The organism is Porphyrobacter sp. LM 6, assembly GCF_001720465.1.
Taxonomy (GTDB): domain Bacteria; phylum Pseudomonadota; class Alphaproteobacteria; order Sphingomonadales; family Sphingomonadaceae; genus Erythrobacter.
In genome coordinates this window covers 476321-498458 of sequence record NZ_CP017113.1, presented here as the reverse complement: position 1 = coordinate 498458, position 22138 = coordinate 476321, and the positions used below count along the sequence as shown (strand labels likewise).

Annotated in this window: 22 protein-coding genes; 8 read left to right on the top strand and 14 right to left on the bottom strand. The window is 65.9% G+C overall.

The genetic code is table 11. The features are described 5' to 3' along the window. Positions 1-51: 51 nt before the first annotated feature. From BG023_RS02515 to BG023_RS02505, 3 genes are all read right to left on the bottom strand, one after another. Complete coding sequence (locus BG023_RS02515) at positions 52-1239, bottom strand: efflux RND transporter periplasmic adaptor subunit (RefSeq protein WP_069309061.1); 1188 nt, start codon at positions 1237-1239, stop codon at positions 52-54. 264 nt (positions 1240-1503) lie between these two features. Then, positions 1504-1803, bottom strand: a complete 300-nt coding sequence (gene sciP, locus BG023_RS02510) for a CtrA inhibitor SciP (protein ID WP_069309060.1) — start codon at positions 1801-1803, stop codon at positions 1504-1506. Beyond that, on the bottom strand, positions 1800-2246 hold the full coding sequence (locus BG023_RS02505; RefSeq protein ID WP_150122765.1) for a hypothetical protein: 447 nt from the start codon (positions 2244-2246) through the stop codon (positions 1800-1802). The genes sciP and BG023_RS02505 overlap by 4 nt, the downstream gene beginning before the upstream one ends. Before the next feature lie 150 nt (positions 2247-2396). On the opposite strand from BG023_RS02505, the gene mnmA reads away from it, so the two are divergent. Next, positions 2397-3566, top strand: a complete 1170-nt coding sequence (mnmA, locus tag BG023_RS02500; protein ID WP_069309058.1) for a tRNA 2-thiouridine(34) synthase MnmA — start codon at positions 2397-2399, stop codon at positions 3564-3566. 74 nt (positions 3567-3640) lie between these two features. Here the strand turns inward: mnmA and BG023_RS02495 are convergent, their stop codons facing one another. Then, entirely contained in the window at positions 3641-3991 is a 351-nt protein-coding gene (locus tag BG023_RS02495; RefSeq protein ID WP_069309057.1) for a hypothetical protein, read from the bottom strand. Between the two features lie 35 nt (positions 3992-4026). Between BG023_RS02495 and BG023_RS02490 the strand changes: the two genes are divergently transcribed. Then, entirely contained in the window at positions 4027-5166 is a 1140-nt protein-coding gene (locus tag BG023_RS02490) for a serine hydrolase domain-containing protein (protein WP_069309056.1), read from the top strand. Between the two features lie 68 nt (positions 5167-5234). Here BG023_RS02490 and BG023_RS02485 read toward each other — a convergent pair whose 3' ends face one another. Together BG023_RS02485 and pdxH are read right to left on the bottom strand one after the other, a co-directional pair. Continuing rightward, a complete protein-coding gene (locus tag BG023_RS02485) occupies positions 5235-6029 on the bottom strand; it encodes a PhzF family phenazine biosynthesis protein (RefSeq protein WP_069309055.1) in 795 nt (264 codons plus the stop codon). 11 nt (positions 6030-6040) lie between these two features. Next, complete coding sequence (gene pdxH, locus BG023_RS02480) at positions 6041-6697, bottom strand: pyridoxamine 5'-phosphate oxidase (protein WP_083234493.1); 657 nt, start codon at positions 6695-6697, stop codon at positions 6041-6043. A 182-nt stretch (positions 6698-6879) separates the two neighbouring features. On the opposite strand from pdxH, the gene BG023_RS02475 reads away from it, so the two are divergent. The 3 genes from BG023_RS02475 to fabI are packed head-to-tail and all read left to right on the top strand — an operon-like array spanning position 6880 to position 9573. Then, positions 6880-7869: a DnaJ C-terminal domain-containing protein gene (locus BG023_RS02475; RefSeq protein ID WP_069309054.1), complete on the top strand. Its 990-nt coding sequence runs from the start codon at positions 6880-6882 to the stop codon at positions 7867-7869. 22 nt (positions 7870-7891) lie between these two features. Beyond that, the gene (locus BG023_RS02470; protein ID WP_069309053.1) at positions 7892-8761 is read left to right on the top strand and encodes a YihY/virulence factor BrkB family protein; all 870 of its coding nucleotides are present in this window, start codon (positions 7892-7894) and stop codon (positions 8759-8761) included. Positions 8762-8766: 5 nt separating this feature from the next. After that, positions 8767-9573, top strand: coding sequence for an enoyl-ACP reductase FabI (gene fabI / locus BG023_RS02465; RefSeq protein WP_069309052.1), 807 nt, complete (start codon positions 8767-8769; stop codon positions 9571-9573). On the opposite strand, the gene BG023_RS02460 is transcribed toward fabI, so the two are convergent. After that, complete coding sequence (locus BG023_RS02460) at positions 9570-10595, bottom strand: CDP-alcohol phosphatidyltransferase family protein (protein ID WP_069309051.1); 1026 nt, start codon at positions 10593-10595, stop codon at positions 9570-9572. The two genes, fabI and BG023_RS02460, sit on opposite strands and share 4 nt — an antisense overlap. Positions 10596-10699: 104 nt before the next feature. Between BG023_RS02460 and BG023_RS02455 the strand changes: the two genes are divergently transcribed. Further along, on the top strand, positions 10700-11581 hold the full coding sequence (locus BG023_RS02455) for a CDP-alcohol phosphatidyltransferase family protein (protein ID WP_069309050.1): 882 nt from the start codon (positions 10700-10702) through the stop codon (positions 11579-11581). Here BG023_RS02455 and BG023_RS02450 read toward each other — a convergent pair. Further along, positions 11551-12741: a glycosyltransferase family 4 protein gene (locus BG023_RS02450; RefSeq protein ID WP_083234491.1), complete on the bottom strand. Its 1191-nt coding sequence runs from the start codon at positions 12739-12741 to the stop codon at positions 11551-11553. The two genes, BG023_RS02455 and BG023_RS02450, sit on opposite strands and share 31 nt — an antisense overlap. 256 nt (positions 12742-12997) lie before the next feature. Here BG023_RS02450 and BG023_RS02445 point away from each other — a divergent pair, with 256 nt between their 5' ends. Together BG023_RS02445 and BG023_RS02440 are read left to right on the top strand one after the other, a co-directional pair. After that, positions 12998-14098, top strand: a complete 1101-nt coding sequence (locus BG023_RS02445) for an inositol-3-phosphate synthase (protein WP_069309048.1) — start codon at positions 12998-13000, stop codon at positions 14096-14098. Between the two features lie 69 nt (positions 14099-14167). Then, positions 14168-14926 (top strand): phosphocholine cytidylyltransferase family protein, encoded by a 759-nt coding sequence (locus BG023_RS02440; RefSeq protein ID WP_069309047.1) that lies wholly within the window; start codon positions 14168-14170, stop codon positions 14924-14926. Between the two features lie 6 nt (positions 14927-14932). On the opposite strand, the gene BG023_RS02435 is transcribed toward BG023_RS02440, so the two are convergent. The 6 genes from BG023_RS02435 to BG023_RS02410 are packed head-to-tail and all read right to left on the bottom strand — an operon-like array spanning position 14933 to position 22062. Further along, positions 14933-16144 (bottom strand): polysaccharide biosynthesis/export family protein, encoded by a 1212-nt coding sequence (locus BG023_RS02435; RefSeq protein WP_069309046.1) that lies wholly within the window; start codon positions 16142-16144, stop codon positions 14933-14935. A gap of 25 nt (positions 16145-16169) precedes the next feature. Next, positions 16170-17480 carry a glycosyltransferase family 4 protein gene (locus BG023_RS02430; protein ID WP_069309045.1) on the bottom strand — a complete coding sequence of 437 codons (1311 nt, stop codon included), beginning with the start codon at positions 17478-17480 and terminating at the stop codon, positions 16170-16172. 28 nt (positions 17481-17508) lie between these two features. Continuing rightward, positions 17509-18957 carry an ABC transporter ATP-binding protein gene (locus BG023_RS15160; protein WP_083234490.1) on the bottom strand — a complete coding sequence of 483 codons (1449 nt, stop codon included), beginning with the start codon at positions 18955-18957 and terminating at the stop codon, positions 17509-17511. Continuing rightward, a complete protein-coding gene (locus BG023_RS02420) occupies positions 18954-19757 on the bottom strand; it encodes an ABC transporter permease (RefSeq protein ID WP_069309044.1) in 804 nt (267 codons plus the stop codon). Before BG023_RS02420 ends, BG023_RS15160 begins: the two co-directional genes overlap by 4 nt. Beyond that, a complete protein-coding gene (locus tag BG023_RS02415; RefSeq protein WP_233993052.1) occupies positions 19757-20836 on the bottom strand; it encodes a hypothetical protein in 1080 nt (359 codons plus the stop codon). Before BG023_RS02415 ends, BG023_RS02420 begins: the two co-directional genes overlap by 1 nt. A gap of 8 nt (positions 20837-20844) precedes the next feature. Further along, positions 20845-22062, bottom strand: a complete 1218-nt coding sequence (locus tag BG023_RS02410; protein WP_069309042.1) for a glycosyltransferase family 4 protein — start codon at positions 22060-22062, stop codon at positions 20845-20847. Positions 22063-22138 lie beyond the last annotated feature (76 nt).

Here is a 22138-nt window from a genome sequence, read left to right as displayed (position 1 = left end):
CACCAGACGCCGGGCTGATCATGCCCGGCAAGCGCCAACGCCGCAATCGCCTTACTTTTCCACCCGCGGGTTCACCGTTTCGCCCGGATTGAGGAACCCGCCCGAGCGCAGCACCACCCGTTCGTTGCCCGCAAGCCCTTCGGTGATGGCGATGCCCTTTTCGGTCACCGCACCGGTCTTGACCGCGCGGCGGACCGCCTTGTTGTCCTTGCCCACGACATAGACGAAGCTGCCCTTGGCATCGGCCAGCACGGCACTTTCGGGCAGCAGCGTCGCGGTGAAGTTGCCGCTGTTGATCCGCGCGGTGGCAAAACCGCCGGGGCGCAGACCGGGGGAGAACCGCAGCGCGATGCGCGCCGTGCCCTGCCGGGTGGTCTGGTCAATGGTCGGGGAAAGCTGCCAGATCTGGCCGGTGAAGCTCTGCTCCGAACCGGTCGGAATGACCGTTGCCGACGTGCCGACCGAAAGACCGGCGAGCTGTTCCTCGCTCAGCTGGGCGAGCATTTCCATTTCGCCGCCGCTGGCGATGGTGAACAGCGCCGGGGTGCCCGCGCTGACAGTCTGGCCGGGTTCGACATTGCGGGCGAGCACATAGCCGGTTGCCGGGGCGTAGATGTTGAGCCGTTCGTTGCGGGCGCGCTGTTCGCGCAGCTGCGCCTCGGCGACCTTGACCCGCGCGATGGCCGCATCGCGGGTTGCCGTCAGCCGGTCGACATCGGCCTTGGAGACAAACCCGCGCTCGACGAGCTTCAATGCACGGTCGAGATTGGCCTGCGCCAGATTGGCATCGGCACGCGCGACTTCGGCCTGCGCGGCCTGCGCTGCGGCCTGCTGCACCTGCACGCTGCGATCGATCACCGCCAGAACCTGCCCGGCCTGCACCCAGTCACCGGCATCCACAGTGACGCGCAGCACCTGACCGCCTTCACCCGCCACGCCCACCGGCATCGGCCGGCGCGCCGCGAGCGTGCCGGGCGCCTCGATCTCGCCTGCGATCATGGTCTGGCCCGGCGTCACCACCGTCACGGTCGGCGCCTGCGAGCGATCATCACCCGCGGCCGTCGGCTCACCGCCGGTCAGCGCGAAATAGGCCGCGATCGCGAGCAGCAGGCCGAACAGGAACAGTCCGCCGATGATCAGCCAGCGCGGGATAGCCGGAGGCGCCAGCGTGTGCGCGCCGGTAAAGTCGGTGGCAACACCGTCTGCCGCTTCAGCCCTGATCGTGGTCTCGTAATTCATTGTTATTCCCTCACAGAGACCCATCCCCAGCAAGGGTAGTGTGCGTCCCCGAGTGTATTACTCTTATAAGTCACCCAGTGCAACGGCTGATAAACGCCCGCTTCCAATCGGGCAACGCATGCATCGACCGATGACTTTCAGCCTAGACGAAGGGCGCGGAGAGCGGTTCCCGGCCTGTCAGCCCGAACGCGCGGCGCACAAAGCAAAACGCACGGGCCAAGGGTGGCCCGTGCGCTCATGTCCCGATGGGAAGTGGGTGGCGGCTTAGTACTTGAGCTGGCGCTCGTAGAGATCGCGGTAGTGCTGGATCTTGGTAACGCGCAGGCCGTGCATGCCCGAACGGTCAACCGCGCGCTGCCACGAGGCGAACTCCTCGAGCGTGAGGCCGTAGCGGGCCAGCGCCTCGTCAAGCGTCAGGAGACCGCCATTGACGGCCGCCACCACCTCGGCCTTGCGCCGCACGACCCAGCGACGGGTTTCGGGCGAGGGCAGGTCGGCAAGGGTCAGTGGCTCGCCGAGCGGGCCGATTACCTGTGCGGGGCGGATGTCCTGGTTTTCGATCATTGCATATCTCTCGCAGCGTCCCGGTTGTCGGCAGATGATCCACCTGACGGCCAATCGGGCCGATTTGCTTTGTTGTTTTCGTCTGTGGCGCCGAAGGCTTTAGATTGCCCTAAAGCATCATGGTTAACGTCACGTTGGCTATCGTCGAGGAGCGCGAAATAACTCGCCGCCGCATCGCCGAAGCTGGCCGCCACGGCCCCGATCGGCGACTGCGATTCGGTTCTGAGCAGCAACCGCAGGTCCCGCGCGGCGTTAAGCCTTGCGGTGAGTTCGCTCCATTCGACCGCGCGCAAGGCACCCCCCGCCCGGCGCTGGTCACGCACCCCGAATCGCTCGTCCGCCATGCCCGGCATGGAACGGCGCGGATCGGCACCGTTCTCCGGCCGCAAGCCATTGGCAGGCCCGCGGATAGTGGCAGCAAAAGGATTCGCTTTCTCGAACATGACGACGATGCATAAGGCCAGTGCGTCAAGATCGGGTAAAACCGCCGTTTACCCAAGCTTAGGATTAGTCCGCGCCCGGAAGGCAGAATTCGGCGTTCCGCGCGCCACTGGCGGAGCAGCACAAGCATCGCTATATCGCGCCCCGCTTCCATGACGACGACCGCCCTCTCCCCCGCCGGCCCGATGACCGGGCCCGATGCTGCCGCGCTGTTCGATCTGCCGCGCGCTGCCGCCGATTGCCGCATTGTCGTGGCGATGAGCGGCGGGGTCGATTCGTCGGTGGTCGCCGCGCTTGCCCATGCCAGCGGGGCGGAGGTGATCGGCATCACGCTCCAGCTTTATGACTATGGCGCAGCGACGGGCCGCAAGGGCGCGTGCTGCGCGGGCGACGATATCCGTGATGCGCGCGCCGTGGCTGACCGGCTCGGCATCGCGCATTATGTCTTCGACCACGAAAGCGCCTTCCGCGAGGAAGTGGTCGAGCAATTCGCCGACGAATATCTCGCCGGCCGCACCCCCGTCCCCTGCATCCGCTGCAATATGGGACCGAAATTCACCGACCTGTTCCGCATGGCGCGCGAGTTGGGTGCGGATTGCCTTGCCACCGGGCATTATGTCCGCCGCGTGATGACGCCCGAGGGCGTCGAGCTGCACCGCGCCTTCGATCCGGCGCGCGACCAGTCGTACTTCCTTTATGGCACCACCGAAGCGCAGCTCGATTACCTGCGCTTTCCCTTGGGCGGGATGCCCAAGCCGCAGGTGCGCGAGCTGGCCGAGGCGGCGGGGCTGAGGAACGCGGCCAAGCCGGATTCGCAGGACATCTGCTTTGTGCCAGATGGCAACTACGCCAAGATCGTCACCAAGGTGCGGCCCGAAGGCGCGGCCCCCGGCAATATCGTCCACGCCGCCACCGGCGATGTGCTGGGCGAGCACAAGGGTATCGTCCACTTCACCGTGGGCCAGCGCAAGGGGCTGGAGATCGGCGGGCAGCCTGAGCCGCTCTATGTCATCGGCCTCGATGCGGCTGCGCGCGAAGTGCGGGTCGGGCCGAAGCGGATGCTGGCGGTAAACGCGGCACGGCTGACCGAGACCAACCGGATTGGCGCGCTGCCAGATACGCCGCTGACGGCGAAGGTGCGCAGCCTTGCCAAGCCCGTGCCGGTAACGCTCGAAGGACCGCTCGGAGATGGCGCGGCGGTAACGATCCATTTTGCCGAACCCGAATTCGGCGTCGCACCGGGGCAGGCGGCGGTGATCTATGCGGGTGACCGCGTGGTCGGCGGCGGGTGGATCGATTCGACGGAAAAAGTCGCGGGCTAGGTCGTCCTAGACCCCCCTTAGACCCCCTTTAGACCCCTCTTGCGGCAATGTTCCACGTGGAACATTGCGAGGGTTCAGCCCTCGTAAGGCTCCAGCACGCAGCCATAGCCTTTGCGGTAGGTCGCAGTCGCTTCGGCCACCAGCGGGAAGCGTGCGGTGACGCTCTTGGTCTCGATATCCTCGACCAGCGTGACCGCTTCCATTCCGGCCAGCTTGTCCTTGGCGCAATCGCCGATGCTGCGGCCTGCGACAAATCGGCACGAACAGGCGACCCGCGCCGAATAGGCCGATGCGATCCGGCCATAACCGTCGATCGGCTCGCGAAACGCCCACGCCGCCCCGCCCACGGCCAGCGCCGCGATCGCCAGCAGCCACAGGCCATAGCGCGGGCGGCGGGATGCGGAGGGGGAAGGTGATTTCGCCATTGCCAAGCTCATTTGCATCGGGAATTGAGGGCGCGATGATCGCCCCTCGCCGCCTCCATAACCGCGCGTTCCTGCTCGCGCCAGCCCTGCTCACGCTCGCCGGATGCGGCGGTGCGCCCGCGGCAGAAGCGCCGCTGTCCGAGGAAGCGCTCGCCGCTGTGACGGACAATGCAGGCGCCCCCAAGGATCAGCTCGCGCGCCAGATCGACGATCTGTTCGTGCAGGACGGCCTCGGCGAAACCCGCGCCGTGGTGGTGATGGCGAACGGCAAGATCGCCGCCGAGCGCTATGGCGAACGCTACGGCCCCGACACCCGTTTCGTCAGCTGGTCGATGGCGAAAACTGTCAGCGCGGTGCTGATCGGGATGCTGGTCGCCGACGGCAAGCTGAGCCTTGATGCCCCCGCACCCGTGCCGCTGTGGCAGCGCCCCGGCGATCCGCGCGCCGAGATCACCCTGCGCCACCTGCTCCAGATGCGCAGCGGCCTGCGCCACACCGAAAGCGGCGATCCGCCTTACGAATCGAGCGAGGTGCGGATGCTGTTCCTCGACGGGCGCGACAATATGGCCCGCTGGGCAGAGGAGCAGCCGCTCGAGGATGAACCGGGCAAGCGGTTCGAATATTCCTCGAACACCAGCGTGATCCTCGCCGACATCGCGGCGCGCGCGCTTACAACAAGCGACAAGCCCGATGCGCGGCGCAAGGCGGTGGCGGATTACCTTCAGGTGCGGCTGTTCGGCCCGCTCGGCATGACCAGCATGGTGCCCGAATTCGACGCGAGCGGCACGCTGATCGGCGGCAGCCTGATGCACGCAACCGCGCGCGACTGGGCCAAGCTGGGAGAGATGCTCCGCCTCAAGGGCCGCGCGCCCGGCGGCGAGCAGCTGGTGCCGCAGCGCTGGGTAGAAGCGATGGTGACCCCCAGCCCCGCACGCGCCAATTACGGCTTCCAGATCTGGCTCAACCGCAAGCTGCCCGAGGGCGAAGACCAGCCACTATTCCCCGATCGCGCGCCCAAAAGCCTGTTCAGCCTGATCGGCCACATGGGGCAATATGTCATGGTCTCGCCGTCGCAGGGTGTGACGCTGGTGCGGCTCGGCCATTCGGACGACGAACAGCGCCCGCCGATGTTGCAGCAGGCGGCGGACGTGCTGGAGCTGTATCCCTCGCGTTGATCCCCTGCGAAAGCAGGGGGTCGATGCGGAACCGAATGGGTTCCTGCTTGTGCAGGAACGCAAGGATTTCAGAGGTAGAAGCTACCCTCGACCACGGTCACGCACGGCCCGCCGAGCCACGCCTTCTCGCCATCAAGCCGCAGGGTAAGGTCCCCGCCGCGCTGGCTCGCCTGATGCGCGGTAAAGCTGTTGCGGCCCAACCGCTTCGCCCAGAACGGGGTTAGCACCGCATGAGCCGATCCGGTGACGCTGTCCTCGTCCACCCCGCCGCCGGGCACGAACACGCGGCTGACGATGTCGGTTGTCTCGCCGGGAGCGGTGCAGATGAACTGGTCGGTGCCCAGAGCGCCCAGCCCGCGGATATCGGGATCGAGCGCGCGGATCGCGGCCTCGTTCTCGAACAGGAAGACGTTGTAGCGGCTCTCGTTGCGCCACACCTCAAGCGGGGTCGCGCCGAGCAGCGGCACCGCCTCGGGAAAATCACGCGGCGCGGTGTGGATGGCCGGAAGCGCGAGCTCATAACCGTCACCCGCCTTGACCACTTCCAGAATGCCCGACTTGCGAGTGCGGAAGGTCAGGCGATCGCCGCCGTCGCGGGTCAGCAGGATATGCCCGCTCGCCAGCGTCGCGTGGCCGCACAGTGCGATTTCATAGGTCGGCGTACACCAGCGCAGCTCCCAGTCGGCCTCTCCGGTGGTATCGCGCACCACGAAGGCAGTCTCGGCGAAGAGGTTCTCGCCCCCGATCGCGACCAGCACATCATCGGGCAGCCATTCATCGAGCACCATGACGGCCGCCTGGTTCCCGCCAAAGGGCGAAGCGGCAAAGGCATCGACGTGCCAATAGGGGATTTTCTGCGGCATCTGGGCATTCCTCAGGGGTAAAGCAGCGTGTCGGACCACGGCGCACCAGCGCCCGCACGCGTGAATTCGCGGCGGTCATGCAGCCGGTTGTCGCGATCGATCCAGAATTCGATCCGGCGGGGCGAGAGGGTGAAGCCCGTCCAGTGCGGCGGGCGCGGCACCTGGCCTTCGGCTTCATGCTCGGCCCACAGGGCTTGCACCCGGTCGAGATAGTCCTGCCGCTCGGCCAGCGGCCGCGACTGATCGCTCGCCGCGCTGCCGACCTGGCTTTTGTAAGGGCGCGAGTGGAAATAGGCATCGGCACGTTCGGGCGAGACTTCGGTGAGCGGCCCTTCAATGCGGATCTGGCGGCGCAGGCTCTTCCAGTGGAACAGCAATGCGGCCTGCATATTGGCGCGGATATGCGCGCCCTTGCGGCTTTCGGCATTGGTGAAGAAGGTGAACCCGCCGCCCGCGATTTCGCCCGCGCCATGCCCCTTCAGCAGCACCATCCGCACCGATGGCGCGGCATCTGCCGTCGCGGTGGCGAGCGCCATCGCATTCGGATCATTCGGCTCGCTCACCTGCGCTGCGGCAAACCATTCCTCGAACAGTGCGAAGGGGTCCGCGCCGGCGGGCAGCACGCTATCGGCCAGTTGGGCACTATCGAGAGGGGCGGCGTCGGACATGGTTGCGTTCCTGTGTGGCTGCGGGAAGGCACATAGCTACGCAGGGGCCGCGCGGAAAGCCGCAAGCGGGCCGCTGGGCGAGGCCAATGCGCCGCTTGTCGATGTTCCGGAACGGCGCAACCCTGTGACTTGCCCCTAGCGCAAGCTTGCACAGGGCGACTGTTGCACCTAGCTAACTCACCATGCGCGATCCCTACAGCATTCTGGGCGTTCCCCGCACGGCCTCCGAAGCCGACATCAAGAGCGCCTATCGCAAGCTGGCGAAGGAGCTGCACCCCGATCGCAACAAGGACAACCCCAAGGCGGCGGAGAAGTTCTCCGAAGTGACCAGCGCCTATGATCTGCTGTCGGACAAGACCAAGCGCGCCCAGTATGATCGCGGCGAGATTGATGGCGACGGCAATCCCGCCAATCCCTTTGCCGGAATGGGTGCGCGCGGCGGCTTCAATCGGGGCGGCACCTATGGCGCGGGCCCGGGTGCCAGCGGCGGCGATTACGGCAATTTCAGCCCCGATGATCTCGATCTGGGCGATCTGTTCGAAGGCCTGTTCGGCGGCAAGGCGCGCCAGCAGCCGGGCGGCAACGGCGCGCGGCGCGGTTTCGGCCGCCAACCCCCGCCCCCTCCGCCGAGGCGCGGCGCAGATATCCAGTACCGCCTCGCCGTGCCCTTCGTCGATGCGGCCGCCGGACGCGACCAGCGCATCACGCTGGCCGATGGCAAGGCGATCAACCTGAAACTGCCCGCAGGTGTCGAGGACGGCACCATCATGCGCCTCAAGGACAAGGGCCAGCCCGGCCCCGGCGGGCATGGCGACGGGATCGTGATGGTCGAAGTCGGCCCCCATCCCTTCTTCCGCCGCGAAGGCGACAATATCCGCATGGACCTGCCGGTCACGCTCGACGAGGCGGTGCGCGGGGCCAAGGTCAAATGCCCGACAGTCGATGGCGCAGTGATGCTGACGATCAAGCCGGGCAGCTCGGGCGGCACCGTGCTGCGGCTCGGCGGCAAGGGCTGGACCAAGAAGAACGGCCGGGTGATCGACGGCAAGCCCGAACGCGGGGATCAGCTGGTAACGCTCGAAATCCAGCTCCCCGAAGACCTCTCGAGCCTCGAGGAGCGGCTCGAAGGGTGGATCGATCCGGCGCGCCCGCGCGAGAAGTTCGGCCTCTGACAGGCCCGACAGGCGACGCACGGTGATCGGCACTGCCTCGATCAGGCACAGCATGGCGGTGGTCCGCCGGGTCGCTACCGGCACCTTCAACGATGGCTTCATCCACGCGGGCAACCTCGCCTATCTGTCGATGCTGGCGATCTTCCCGTTCTTCATCCTCGGAGCGGCGCTGTTCGATCTGATCGGCGGCCGTGCCAATGCCCAGGCGATGGTCGAGGCGGTCGCGCGCGCCTTGCCGGTTTCGGTCGCGGCGGTGATCGTGCCGGTGGCCGAGGATGTGATCTACGCCCGGTCGGGCTGGCTGCTGTGGCTCGGCGCCGGGGTCGGGCTGTGGACGGTGTCGAGCCTGATCGAGACGATCCGCGATATCCTGCGCCGGGCCTATGGCACCGCGCAGGTGCAGGCCTACTGGAAGACCTGGCTGTTTTCCGCCGGCCTGATCCTCGGCGCGGTGGTGTTGCTGATGATCTCGCTGTTTGCCCAGGTCGCCATCGGCACCGCGCAGGAGGTGATCGCGGCCGCCTTCCCGCAGCTGGCCGAAGCGGTATCCACGCTCAGCCTGTCACGCATCGTGCCCGCCTTCGGTCTTGCCGGATCGCTCTATGTCCTGTTTGCAACGCTGACCCCGGCGGCCTATCGCGCCAGCGGAGCACCGCGTTGGCCCGGCGCGCTGTTCACGATGGTATGGTGGATCATCGTTGCGGCGGCGCTGCCAGTGGTGCTGCGGCGGTTCTTCACCTACGATCTTACCTATGGCAGCCTTGCGGGAAGCATGGTGACCTTACTGTTTTTCTGGCTCGTCGGGCTCGGGCTCGTTATCGGCGCGGAATTGAACGCGGCACTGGCGCTGACGCCGCCGCAAGGAACCTCGGGCGAGGCAAGCGAGGAGTAATCGGAATGAACGGATTGATGCAGGGCAAGCGCGGGCTGATCATGGGGCTCGCCAACGACAAGTCGCTGGCCTGGGGCATTGCCAAGAAGCTCGCCGAGCAGGGCGCGGAGCTGGCGTTTTCCTATCAGGGCGAGGCGCTGGCCAAGCGGGTGATCCCGCTCGCGGCCGAACTCGGCAGCGACTTCACCTTCGAATGCGACGTTTCGCGGATGGAATCGCTCGACGCGGCCTTTGCCGAACTGAAGCAGCGCTGGGACACGATCGACTTTGTGGTCCACGCGATCGGCTATTCCGACAAGAACGAGCTGCGAGGCCAATATGTCGATACCAGCCTCGACAACTTCCTGATGACGATGAACATCTCGGCCTATTCACTGGTCGCGATCACCCAGCGCGCGGCGGCGATGATGCCGGAAACCGGCGGCGCGATCCTGACGCTGAGCTATTACGGTGCGGAAAAGGTCGTGCCGCATTACAACGTCATGGGCGTGGCCAAGGCGGCGCTGGAAACCAGCGTGAAGTATCTCGCCAACGACCTTGGCCCGCGCAACATCCGCGTCAACGCGATCAGCGCCGGCCCGATCAAGACGCTGGCCGCCAGCGGCATCGGCGACTTCCGCTACATCCTCAAGTGGAACGAGCTGAACGCGCCGCTTCGCCGCAATGTCACCATCGAGGATGTCGGCGGATCGGCGCTCTACCTCTTGTCCGACCTGTCATCCGGCGTGACCGGCGAAACGCATCATGTCGATGCCGGCTATCACCTGATCGGGATGAAGCAGGAAGACGCGCCGGATATCGCGCTCAGCTAGGCCGGGGTGCGGGCGCGCCATAGCAGCGCGATCACCGTCACCAGCCAGCCCGCCGCCGCCGCCGCGAAGATCGCCAGTGCCGCGCTCACCCATCCGAGCAAGATCATCACGGCGAGGAACAGGCAGTAGAAATCGCGCATCGTGAGATAGCGCAGCCAGCGGGTCAGCGCCGTCTCGCGGCGGCCGAGCATCGCCTTGGCCCCGTCGAAATGGAGCGGCTCGCCCCGCGCGCGGGCACGGGCGCCGAGCAGCCCCATGCCGACCATGAGGATGCCGAAGCCCGCAAGGCCGGTGGTGGCCGTGGCGGCCTCGCCGCGCATCAGCAGGTTGGCGATCACCCCGGCGAGAAAGCCGAGATTGGTCGCGGCATCGATCCCGCTGTCCCACGCCGCGCCTTGCGGTGATGTGCGGAAGGTCGCCCGCGCTATCTCGCCGTCGATCCCGTCGACGATCGAGGCGATCTGGAACAGTACGGCCCCCGCCATCAACCCGGCCACGGTGCCGGTCAGCAGGCAGGCGAGCATCGCCGCCGCTGCCAGCGCGGTCAGCGCCGTCGCATGGCCGGGCCGCATCCAGGCGAACCGCAGCAGCAGCGCCGAGCAGGCTTGCGATACCGGGCGATTGAGGTGTCGCGAGACAATCCCGTCACCCGGTTTGGCGGTGGCGCGGATAATCGCGCGGGCGGCCTTGGCCAGCTCTCCAGCCGGATCGCGGGGCGGGGATGGTATCGGGATCGCGCCCGACATCATGGCGGCAAGCGCCCCGGCATCCGGCAGCGTTTCGCCCGGAATGGCCGCGGAATCGGCCTCCGGCACAAGGGCGATGTCGATCCCGGGGGCCAGTCGCGCTAGCTCGGCCCGGGTAAGCGCATTGATCGCACTGCCATGCCCCAGCACCACCGCGATACGTCCCTCGGGCGCGACTTCAGCCACCGCCCGCGCCACGCGGGCGAGCGCCGGAACCCCGGCCACCAGCTGGTTGGCGGTCTGCGCAGAGGCAAAGCGGATTGTGACGGCAGACATGACAAACCTTCGTAACGGCGCGGATTTGTGCCGTATAGTCGGGACATTCAGGCCGGAAGGTGGCAAGATGGGCCGACTGCGTCCTTTCCCTCGCCCGGTGATGCGTGACTGACCCCGAACCTTCGCCCGTTCCGCCAGATCGCCCCCGTCGCCCGGAGGAGCTTGAGGATTGGCTCAACGGGCGGCTTTACCATCCGCTCTCGTGGCGGCTGGCGCGACGGCTCGTACCGGCCGGGATCACGCCCGATATGGTGTCGATCATCGGCGCGGTGATGATCATGCTCGCCGCCGCCGCCTATGGCTGGCTGGCCTCGCCGTGGGGCGTGGCGCTCGGCCTCGCGCTGCACATGAGCTGGCACGTGTTCGACGGGGCGGATGGCGATCTGGCGCGGCTGCGCGGAGGTGGCTCGGCCCATGGCGAGCTGGTCGACGGGATCTGCGACTACGCGGGCCATATCGTGCTGTACGTCACCCTCGGGTTCCTCGCCTCGGCCCAGATCGGCGTGGCGGGCTGGGGGCTGATGTGGGCGGCCGGAGCCAGCCGGGTGGTGCAGGCCGCGCATTACGAGGGCGCGCGGCGGCAGTATCAGCAGGCGGTCTATGCAACACCGTGGCTCGCCTCCACCTCGGCGGCAGATCCGGCCGAGGCGCGCCATCCCTTCGTGATCTATTACCTATGGCTGACAGGGTTGATCGTCCCCCACGGCGCTGCCCTGACGTCAGCCATGCGGGATCCGGAGCACCATAGTGCAATCGGGACCGCGATGCGTGCGGGCAGAGGTGGGTGGCTGGCGGGCATGAGCCTGCTCAGCGCCAATTACCGCACCCTGGCGGTAGGCGCGGCGATGCTGGCGGGCAGGCCCCACTGGTATTTCCTGTTCGAGGTGGTCGCGCTGAACGTCGTTCTGGCATTGTCGCTGCGGCGCGTGCGGGCCGCATTCGGCGCGGTGCTGGCTCAGACTGTCCCGGCCAGTACCCGACGGTAGAGCTCGAGATTGGCGGCGGCAAATTCGCGCCAGTCGAGTGCGGCCGCGCGCTTAAGGCCCCGTTCGCGCAGATCGGCAGAAAGGGCGGGATCATCAACCACACGGCGCAAGGCTGCGGCGAGCGCGGCCGTGTCGTAAGGATCGGCAAGCAATGCTGCCCCGCCTGCCACTTCCGGCATGGCCGACCGGTCGCTGGTAACGACAGGGCAACCGCAGGCCATCGCCTCTGCCACCGGATTGCCGAAGCCTTCGATGAACGAGGGGTGCAGCAGCACTTCGGCCCCGGCGTAGAGGCGGATCAGCGCATCGCGGTCCATCGGGCCAAGGCAGTGCACACGCCCCGCCAGTCCGCACGCGCTGATAAGCCGCGTGATCGGCGCCCCGCTGGCCTCGCGCCGCCGCACCAGCACCAGATCGATCGTCCCGTCGCCGCCAAACGCCTGCGCGAAGGCCCGCAGCGCGCCTTCGTGGTTCTTGTAGGGCGCCCCCTGCCCGACCACGAGAACATAGCGCCGGCCCGCCGGGACCCCGAGCGCGGCAAGCGCGGCAGGATCGCGCGCAACCGGCCTGAAGTCCTCCGCAACACCGGATGGTGTCACCAGCACCCGCCCGGCAGCCTCCGGCGCCAAAGCCGTAATGGCCGCGCGGCTCGCCTCGCTGACAGTGGTGATCGCCGCCGACCGGGAGAGCGCCCGGCGGATGCCGTGCCCGTAGAACAGGCGCTCGATCCGGCCCCAGGGCCGAGGATTGCACCAGTGCGGATGCGTGAGCCACATGACGTCATGAACCGTCGTGATGCTCGGCATCCGCAACCCCCCGGGCAGGATGTTGGCGGGAGCATGGAACAGATCGATCCCGGAAAGATCGACCGCGAGCGGCAGGTGCATCAGCGTGATCGGGCCGTTCGCCGGGCTTCGCACCACGATCTCGCGCACGTTGGGCGCATGGCTCAGCGGCTCGGTCCGCGCGGGCGCGCGCAGCAGGGTGAATTGCAGATCGGGCGCAAGACCGGGCAGATGTTCAATCAATGACGCCACGACCTCGCCAATGCCGCTGGGACGGGGCCCGACATAGCGACAGTCGATCGCGATTCGGGCAGCACGGCCCGTCACCGAGAAACTGAACCGAAATGGTGTCGTTTCATCTCGAAATTCCTGCATCTTACCGCACGTGCGAAGGGCATTCAGCCAGCAGTAACATTGTCTTACGATATCTAACACGGGCGCGCGAGAAAGGGCGAAAACACGCGGAATCCCGCAGGTTCTTTAGCTATAAATCCAAACCCGGCATGGGTTAACATGTCTCTGTAATTCTGGAACTTGTGCGCTTTCGAAGGGTTTTTGCCGTGAATCCGTTGCAGTTGACACCCCCAACGAATTGCACTGATGAATTGTCATCGATTTTGAGGAAAGCCCGATGAACCGCGTCCGCGTTGCGATCATAGGTGTCGGGAACTGTGCCAGTTCGCTGGTTCAGGGCGCAGCTTTTTATCGCCGCACGGGCACGGCACAGGGCCTCATCCACGAAGCCGTCGGCCCCTATCACGCCGCGGATGTCGATTTCGTGCTGGGCATCGATATCGATCGTCGCAAGGTCGGCAAGCCGCTCAGCGAGGCGATCTTCGCGGGCCCCAACAATACGATGGTCTTCGAACCTGTCATCCCGCCGAGCGCGGCGCAGGTGATGATGGGCCGGGTGCTTGACGGCGTGGCGTCACACATGACCGAGGCGGGCGAGCGCGGCTTTCAGCTGGCCGACGCCCCCGAACCGACCCAGCAGGACATCGTCGCCGCGCTGCGCGACAATCGGGTGGATGTGCTCATCAACTTCCTGCCGGTCGGCTCGCAGGCAGCGAGTGCATTCTACATGGAATGCGCGCTTGAGGCGGGGGTCGGCGTGGTCAATGCGATCCCCGTGTTCATCGCCAGCGACCCAGAGTGGGAAGCGCGCTTCCGCCAGCGCGGCCTGCCGATTGTGGGCGATGACATCAAGGCGCAGGTCGGCGCGACGATCGTCCATCGCACGCTCTCCAGCCTGTTCTCGACCCGCGGCGCCACGATCGAGCGCACCTATCAGCTCAACACCGGCGGCAACACCGACTTCATGAACATGCTCGATCGCGAGCGGCTGACCTACAAGAAGCTGTCCAAGACCGAAGCGGTGCAGGCCGCGCTGTCCGAGCGGCTGGATGACGAGAATATCCGCATCGGCCCATCCGAATATGTGCCGTGGCAGAAGGACAACAAGATCTGTTTCCTGCGGCTCGAAGGGACGCAGTGGGGCGGGGTTCCGGTCAACCTGGAACTGCGCCTGTCGGTCGAAGACAGCCCCAACGCCGCCGCCTGCGCGATGGACGCGATCCGCTTCTGCAAGCTGGCACGCGACCGCGGCATCGGCGGCGCGCTCGTTCCCGAATCCGCCTATTACTGCAAGCATCCGCCGGTGCAGATGGCCGAGGAGGAAGCGCTCGCTTCCCTCGACCCGCGCCCCAACATCCGGCTGGATGCCGCTGAATAACGCCAGATACCGACCGAATATAAATACGCCGCCCTCTTCCGTCCCCGCCTCTCCACGGTGATGCAACAAATGAACGCACTGATCCTCGCTGCTGGATATGGGAGCCGTCTGGCCTCCTTGCCTGCGCCCAAGCCGTTGGTGCCGGTCGCCGGCGTTTCAATGCTCGAATGGTCGGTTCGGCAGGCGTCTTGCGCTGGAATCACCCGCGCCGTGGTCGTGACCGGCCACCGGGCTGACGAGATCGAGGCGCGTCTTCCGGGCATTTCCTACCGGACCGGCGTGCGGCTGGAAGCGTGCCGCCTGTCGGACTGGTCACGGCCCAATGGTCATTCGGTGCTGGCCGGTGCGGCGCGGATCAAGGGCAATTACCTGCTGATGATGGCCGATCACCTGTTCAGCGCCGGATTGCTGCGCACCCTTGTGCGCGACTTTGACCGGCAGGGCGGCGCCGCGCTGGCGATCGACCGCAAGGTCGAAGGGCCGACGATTGATCCCGATGATGCAACCTGGGTGCGGCAGCGCGCCAATGGCCGGATCGCGCTGATCGGCAAGCACCTGAACCGCTATGACGCGGTCGATTGCGGAGCCTTCATCGGCACGCCCGATCTGGCAGAGGCGATCGCCCAGGCCGTGTCCGAAGGAGCGGCCGGTAGCCTGTCGGAAGGCATGCAGCGGCTCGCCGATTGCGGAATGGCCGACACGATCGATGTCACCGGCAACTGGTGGATCGATGTCGATTGCCCGCACATGCACCGCGTCGCGGAAGCACAAGCCCCCCACTACCTGACGGGCCTGCCCCAACCGGTCGCGCGCGCCGTCGCGGCCTGAAACGGGCTACTGGTTGATCGCGTTGCCGGTGGCGACGATCGAGAAAGCGGTGCTCGAGATGGTCTGCAGGAACCGCTCCAGCTCCACCCCCGGCGCGGTCGAGATGTAAAGCACATCGCCATCGCGCATGCGAAAATCCTGCATCACGAACAGGCTCGCCGCGTCATTCATCCGCAAGGTATAGACCACCGGAACGCGCCCGTCGCTGGTGGCGCGCACTTCGGTTCCAGCCAGTGACGGCAAGGCGGCGCGGTCTTCCAGCCGGAACACGAACACGCCCTTCACGTCGGCGCGGCGATCATTGAGCCCGCCTGCCCGGCCAAGCGCTTCGGCCAACGTGATCCCGCCGCCCTCGAACGGCACCTCGGCATTGCGCGCCACCGCGCCCAAGGCGACGAAGCTGAAGGGCTGATGCTGCACGGTGACGACATCGCCGGGCCGCAGGCGAACATTCTGCACCGGATCGCCAATCACCCGTTCGAGCGGCATCAGAGCCTGTTGCGTGCCGCGTGCGAGTTGCACGGTCGATTGCTCGATCGGTTCGCGCGTGCCGCCGGCGAGTGCGATGGCATCGAGCAAGCGCTCGCCGCGCGCCGAAAGGCCGATCTGGCGGCTGGCTCCGACAGCGCCGAGAATTGTCGCCGTGCGAGTCTCGTTCTGCACCAGCCGCACCACCGCCTGCGGGTCGTTGGCCTGACGCCGCAGCCGCGAAACGATGATCGCCTCGACCTGTTCGGGCCGCATCCCGAGCACCTTGATCCGCCCGACAAACGGGATCGCGATCATTCCGTCCTCATCGACCTGCTGGCGCGGGATCGGCGTGTTGCTGGCCAGATCGCCGCCGATCGGCTGCCCATCTGACGGAGCGGCGCCGAACAGCACGGCGGGCGGGGCTTCCCAGATCGCGATATCGATCTGGTCTCCCGGAGCAATCACCGTGGCCGAAACCCCCGCATCGCCGAACATCTCGGCAAAGGTCGCCCGGCGTTCGTAGGTGTTGAGGCCGGTGACGAGCTCGGCCCCCAAAGGCAGCACCTGGATAGCGCCGTCAGCATAGGTCTGCCCATCCTGCTGCGCTTCACGGATCGCTCCGGTCGATGGGCCTGCCCCGCCCAGGCTGGTGCAGGCCGAAACCGCGCCAAGGCAAAGGGCCCCCGCTGCGCTGCGCGCGAGAGCGATCAGCGAAGCGCGCGACCGGAGCTGAGGCTGGGCTGACATGGCAATGTTCCTGCGCGGCAAGAGGTCACAAGTGGCGGTCATAGACGGCTTTCAGGCGATCGCGATAGACTTCGGGGCTGAAGCGGGCGGCCTGCTGGTGCCCGCTTGCGATATAATGATCGCGCAGGTCATCATCGGCATCGAGCGTCCGGATCGCCTGGGTGATTGCCTGGGTATCATAGGGATCGACCATCAGCGCCGCATCGCCCGCCACTTCTGGCAGCGAGGAGGTGTTCGAACAGATCACCGGCGTGCCGAGCAGCATGGCTTCGAGCACCGGCAGGCCGAAACCTTCGTATAGCGAGGGGAACATCGCAGCCTTGGCCCCGCGGATCAGGCTGACCAGTAGCGGGAACGGCGCATAGGGCATCTGGATGATCCGCTTGCGCGCGCCCCGGCGGCGTTCGAGGCTGCCATAGACTGTGCCGGTCTCGCCCAGCAGCTTCAGTTCCTGCTCGGACTTCCATGCCTGCGCGCCGACGATGACCAGCGGCGTATCGACCTGCGAGGACAGATACGCCTCGATCAGCCGGCCGATGTTTTTCTTCGGCTCGAGCGAGCCCCAGAACAGGAAATAGCCTTTGTAATCGAACCCCGTCAGCCCCTCGACCTCGCGGGCGACCTGATCTTCGGGCTTGAAGCGGTATTTGTCGGGAATACTGACCGACTGGTAGGTGTTGGTGATCCGCTCAGGCGCGATCCCGACCAGGTCGACCAGATCCTGCTTCGAACTTTCCGAGACGGTGACAAAGTGCGCGGCCTTGCGATCGAGCTGTTGGAGCAGACGCAGATAACGCCGCTTGTGATCGAGCGTCGTATAGGGCAGCCGCAGCGGCACAACATCGTGCAACGTATAGATATTGGGCCGACCCGGGACACGCAGCGGGATCGGGTAGGTCCAGTGCGCCAGATCGGGCTTTTCCGGCATCCGGATACGCAGCGGGCGCTTCCACAGCTTGAACGCGCTCTGTGCCCGCATGAACAGATCGGGTGCGTTGTAGAGCCGGTCGAACTTCGGCAGGCGCGACTGGAACGTGCGGGTGACGACCCGTCCCGTAACGGGGATCTGCCGCGCCTTGAACGCCAGCGGGCCTTGCAGCGCCTGATAGGCCTGATCGAGGATCTCGAGCCACTTGATCCGTTCATCAACCGAAGAATCGAAGAAGTAGATCTCGCGCAGCAGATCGTTGCGGGTGGCGCTGGCATTGTTGCCATAGAGCACGTCGACCTCGTGTCCGAGATTGGAGATCTCGTAGCTGAGGTTGCGCGCATAGGTGGCTACACCAGTGCCTTTCTCCAATCCGAGATTGTACCCGTCGATAAGGATCCGGCTCATTTTGTACCTGTTGGCTGAAGAGAGTGGGTCACGCCGTTTCTACGGTCTGTGTGTGATTGACGGCCGGCCAGTCATGAAAGCCGCCTGCGGCTGTAAGAACCGGCCAGGGGTCACGGCCGGCGGCGATTGCTGCAGCGATGCGTGCAGCAATGGCGGTTTTTTCGTCCCGATCGGCAGCGGCGCAGGCAATCACCACCAGATCGGCGATCCATGCGGGCACCTGCCCCTCGGAAGCAGCGCTGGTCTCGTGGTCGCCCTCAGACCGGCGGCGGGCGACTGCAAAGCGCGGATCGGCAATGATTGTGGCGAGCAATGCGTTGCAGGTCGCATGTCGGCGCAACAGATCGCGTTCCTCGGCCTCGGCCAAGGCAGGCTCGCCCCACGCCGCACGCACGAGTACGGCGAGATCGGGGGCGGCTGGCGCAGCCATGGCGGCCGGGACTCGCTGATAGATGGCGGCGGGCCATGCGGCGAGATCGGTGCCTTGCCGGCGCAGCACGAAATCGAGATGTTCTCGCACGTCCTCGAACGCCTCGCCCAGCGCAATCGCGGTGCGATAGGCGATCTCGGCGCGCTCGAAAGCGCCAGCCTCCTTGGCGACATGGCCCTTCTGCACCCAGTATGACCGCTGGAAGGGAAACAGGGCCAGCGCGCGGGCGTATTCGGTCTCCGCTTCTGCCCATTGCGCGGCATCGCGTTTCCAGTCGGCCTGCTGCACGCTGGCGCGGAAGGCATCGTCGAGCACCGACACGGTATGGGTGGTCTCGATCAGCTGGCGGCGGTCATCGGGGAGCTGTTCGAGCGGCGAATGTTCGCGGGCGGCGAGCCCAAGCTGTTCGCGGAAGTGGCCATAGGCGGCGTCGAAATCGTCAAACAGGGTGAGCTTGGCGTTATGCAGCACAGCAAAGCGGTTGCAGTGATCGCGGATGTAGGACGCGTCGTGGGAAATGATGATCATTGCCCGGTCAGCGCGCTTGCGGAACAATTCCCGATTGCAGCGCTCGTGGAACCGCGCATCGCCCACGGCGCCAACCTCGTCGATCAGGAAGCAGTCGAACTCGATGATCATCGAGATCGCGAAGGCGAGCCGCGCACGCATGCCGGAGGAATAGGTCCGCACTTCCTCGCGCAGGTAGGGGCCAAGCTCGGCAAATTCCTCGACAAAACGAAGGTTCTTCTCTTCGTCCTGATTGTAGATGCGGCTGATGAAGCGGACGTTATCGATCCCGGTCAGGTTTGGCTGGAACGCCCCGCCGAACGCTATCGGCCAGGACACAGACATCGACCGGCGCACCGTGCCCGAAGTCGGCCGCTCTGCCCCGCTGATGAGGCGGATCATGGTCGATTTGCCGGCGCCATTGCGGCCGAGAATGCCAAGCCGCTCCCCCATCGCAAGGTCGAAGCTGACATCGTCCAGCACCAGGTTCTCGCCGAAGCGGGTCGGATAGACCTTTGTAAGGTTGCGGACTTCGATCATTCAGGCACCACCCTACGCGCGACATATCGCAGCGCAATCAGTGCGATAAGGGTTAGAACCAGATTGAACGGAATAACGTAGCCAAGGTCGTAGATCGCCCGGGCGCGGTCGCCGAAAAAGCCTTCGCGCACCAGCTCGATCCCGTGGACCGTCGGGATCCACAATACGATTTCCTGCGCAAATTGCGGCAGCGCGGCGACGATGAAAGCCGCACCTGACAGCGGGAACAGCAGGTAGGAAAACGGGTGCCACAGCTTGTCGACCAGCTCGCTCAGGTGCGACAGCGCGCCGAGCGCAACTGCGAGCGCACTGCCGAACCACGCGATCAGCAGCCAGCCGGCCACAACTTGCAGGAAATCCTCCGGCGGCTTGATCCATTCGACCGCGATGAAGAACAGCCCCAGCACCGCAAAGGAAATGGTCGCACCGCCGAATTCGATCAGCAGCCGCGCGACATAGATATCGCCGACCTTGATGTTGCGGTGATACATCAGCGCGAGGTTGTTCTGCAGGGCACCGATGCAGCGGCCCGGCATGTTGCGCCACAGCAGCACGCTCGAATAACCGGTCAGCGCGAAGGCCGAGATCGGCAGATCGCTGCCATGCACCGATTTGGTCGCGGTCCACAGGATCGTCACCCCGATGGTGAAGATCATCGGTTCGACGAACAGCCACAGGAAGCCGATATTATGCCGGCCATAGCGCGTCAGCATCTCGCGCCGCAGCAAGGCGTCGATCACCCGCAGCTGGATGCGCAGCGAATGCCACAGAGGCACCGGGGTGTCGGGCAGGGAAGCCATCAGTCCCGGTGCTCGCGCACGCCGATCAACAGCATCGACAGCACGCCCCACGCCAGCAGGCCCAGCACCAGCGTGGCGAAGATCGAACGGATGCGGCGCGGCTCGACCGGGTAATCGGGCAGGCTCGGCGCGGCGATCTGTTCGAGATAGGCCTGCTTGCGCCGCGCCTCGGCGCGGGCCTCCTGCAATGAAGCGCGGGTGGCGGCGAGCTGCTTTTCGGCGAACTCGACATCAAGCTGCAGCTCCTGATACCGCGTCAGCGCGGAAGACAGCGACGATCGCCCGCCGGTAAGGTTGCTGCGCGCCTCGTCGATCTCTCGCTGGAGATCGCGCACCTGGCTTTTGAGGAACGGGATCTGCGAGGCTTCCGGCGTGTAGGTCTGGAGCTGGCGCAGCCGGGTCTGGGCGGCGATCAATTCGTCCTGCAACTTCGAGATCATCTGCAAGCCGACCTCGGATTCCTGCACCGGGTCGACGATCCCGCTCTGGTTGCGATAGCGCGCCAGGGCCAGCGCAGCGCCTCGCGCCTTGGCGGTGGCATCAGCGACTTCGGTTTCGGCGATGGTGATGAGGTCGCTTTGCGAGCGCTTGGACAGGCTGTTCACCAGCGCCTCGGACCGCTCAACCAAACGCGCGTTGATCGCCTGCGCTTTCTTGGGATCGAAGGCCCGCACGCGGATCGTGAGAACCTGGGTGGTGGCCCCCTCCTCGACTTCCAGCTTGTCCTGGAAATAGCGGTAGAACTGCTCATCACTGTCACCCAGCAGGCCAAAGCGGTCGAACCAGAACAGGTCAGGGCGGGTATAGGCCCCCTTGAGCGAACCATCGGCGTTCGCTTCGGTAATCGCGGCGCGCGATTGCAGATAGGCGATAACGGTGTTGTTGCCCTCGTTCGCCGCGCCGAACCCGGTGCGATCGAGCGCGGCATCAAGCGGCGATACCTGGCCTTGCTCGGGGTGCCGCACCACGATGCGCGCTTCCGAGATGTAGACGTCCTCGGCCAGCAAGCCGAAATAGACGAGCGCGATCAGCGTCGGCAGGATCACCGTCAGCAAGGCAAGACCGGCGGTGGATTTCAATCGGGTGATCACGCGGCAAGAACTCTTTTGCTGGAGGATTGGGCACAGGGCACCCGGCTGGCAATGAAACGCTCGACGACTTCAAAATGGTCCTGCCAGCGTGGCGGGACGAAACCCGGTACGGGGCCGGTCTTGCGCGACGGCGCGTGAACTGCGGCGCAGACCGCCTGCTCCCAGGCGGCGCTGTCACGCGGATCGACCAGCCGCGTTGCACCTTGCCCGATTTCCGCAAAGACTGGCAAGGCGCTGGCGATGACGGGGGTACCGCATTGCAGCGCCTCGACCACGGGCAAGCCGAAGCCCTCTGCAAGGCTCGGCATCAGCACAGCGCGCGCGCCGCGCATCAGATCGGCCAGTTCGGCGTCGCTGCACGACGGGCGATGTTCGATATGCGGCGCGAGGTTTGCGAGCGGTGCGAGCAGGTCGCCGGTCATCGGCCCGGTCTGGCCGGCTATGATGAGCTTAGGGGTTTCCGCCCCCAAGCGGGCAGCCAATTGCTCCCAGACGGCAAACAGCAGGCGGTGGTTCTTGCGTGGCTCGATCGTGCCGACGCACAGGAAGAATGGCGCCTGTTCCTCGGCCCGAACCTCCGGCATCTGCGCGAAATCGGCTCCGGCAAGGGGTGCGACTGCCAGTGGTGGCAACGGCCAGCCATTCGCGGCGGCGTAGGCTTCAACCTCTTGCCGGACCGCCTGGGTGCCAACAATCACGCCCGCGCCATGCTCAAGCGCGCCGCGCACACGCCCGCGATGGCGCCTCACCGCATGCGGGCGCGAAAAAGCGGGGTTCAGCGCAGGAATGAGATCGTGCAGGAAGTAGAAGGGCCGGACGCCGGTCTGCTCGGCCCAGCGGTGATGGGATCGCAAGTCGAAGTCGGTATCGCCGACATTGAGATAGGCGCGCCCGGACAACTCTGCCTCCGCCGTCCCCGACAGCAGGGCCGATGAGAGCACCCGCGCAAGCGCAGTGCGGCGCCCGCGAGGCGGAGCCTCAATCAGCGTGAACAGTTCAGCGGATTCCCGATGCGGCAGCGCGCGAATGAGCCCGCGATGCTGCACCACGGCGCGGGCATGCGGACGGAAGTGATCGAGATAGGCCGCGCATACGCGGTCAATCCCGGTGGAGTGCCGCCCCGACCAGGCGCGGGCGACGAGGCGCGTCACGTCCAACAGGACCGGTTCGGTGATTGCGGCACCGGCGCGCTCGGCCGGACTGACTGCCGTCATCGCATAGTCTGCCGTGACATGTCGCTACTCCGCAGCCCGGCGAGCATCAGGGCTGCCGGCATCCTTGCAAGGTAAC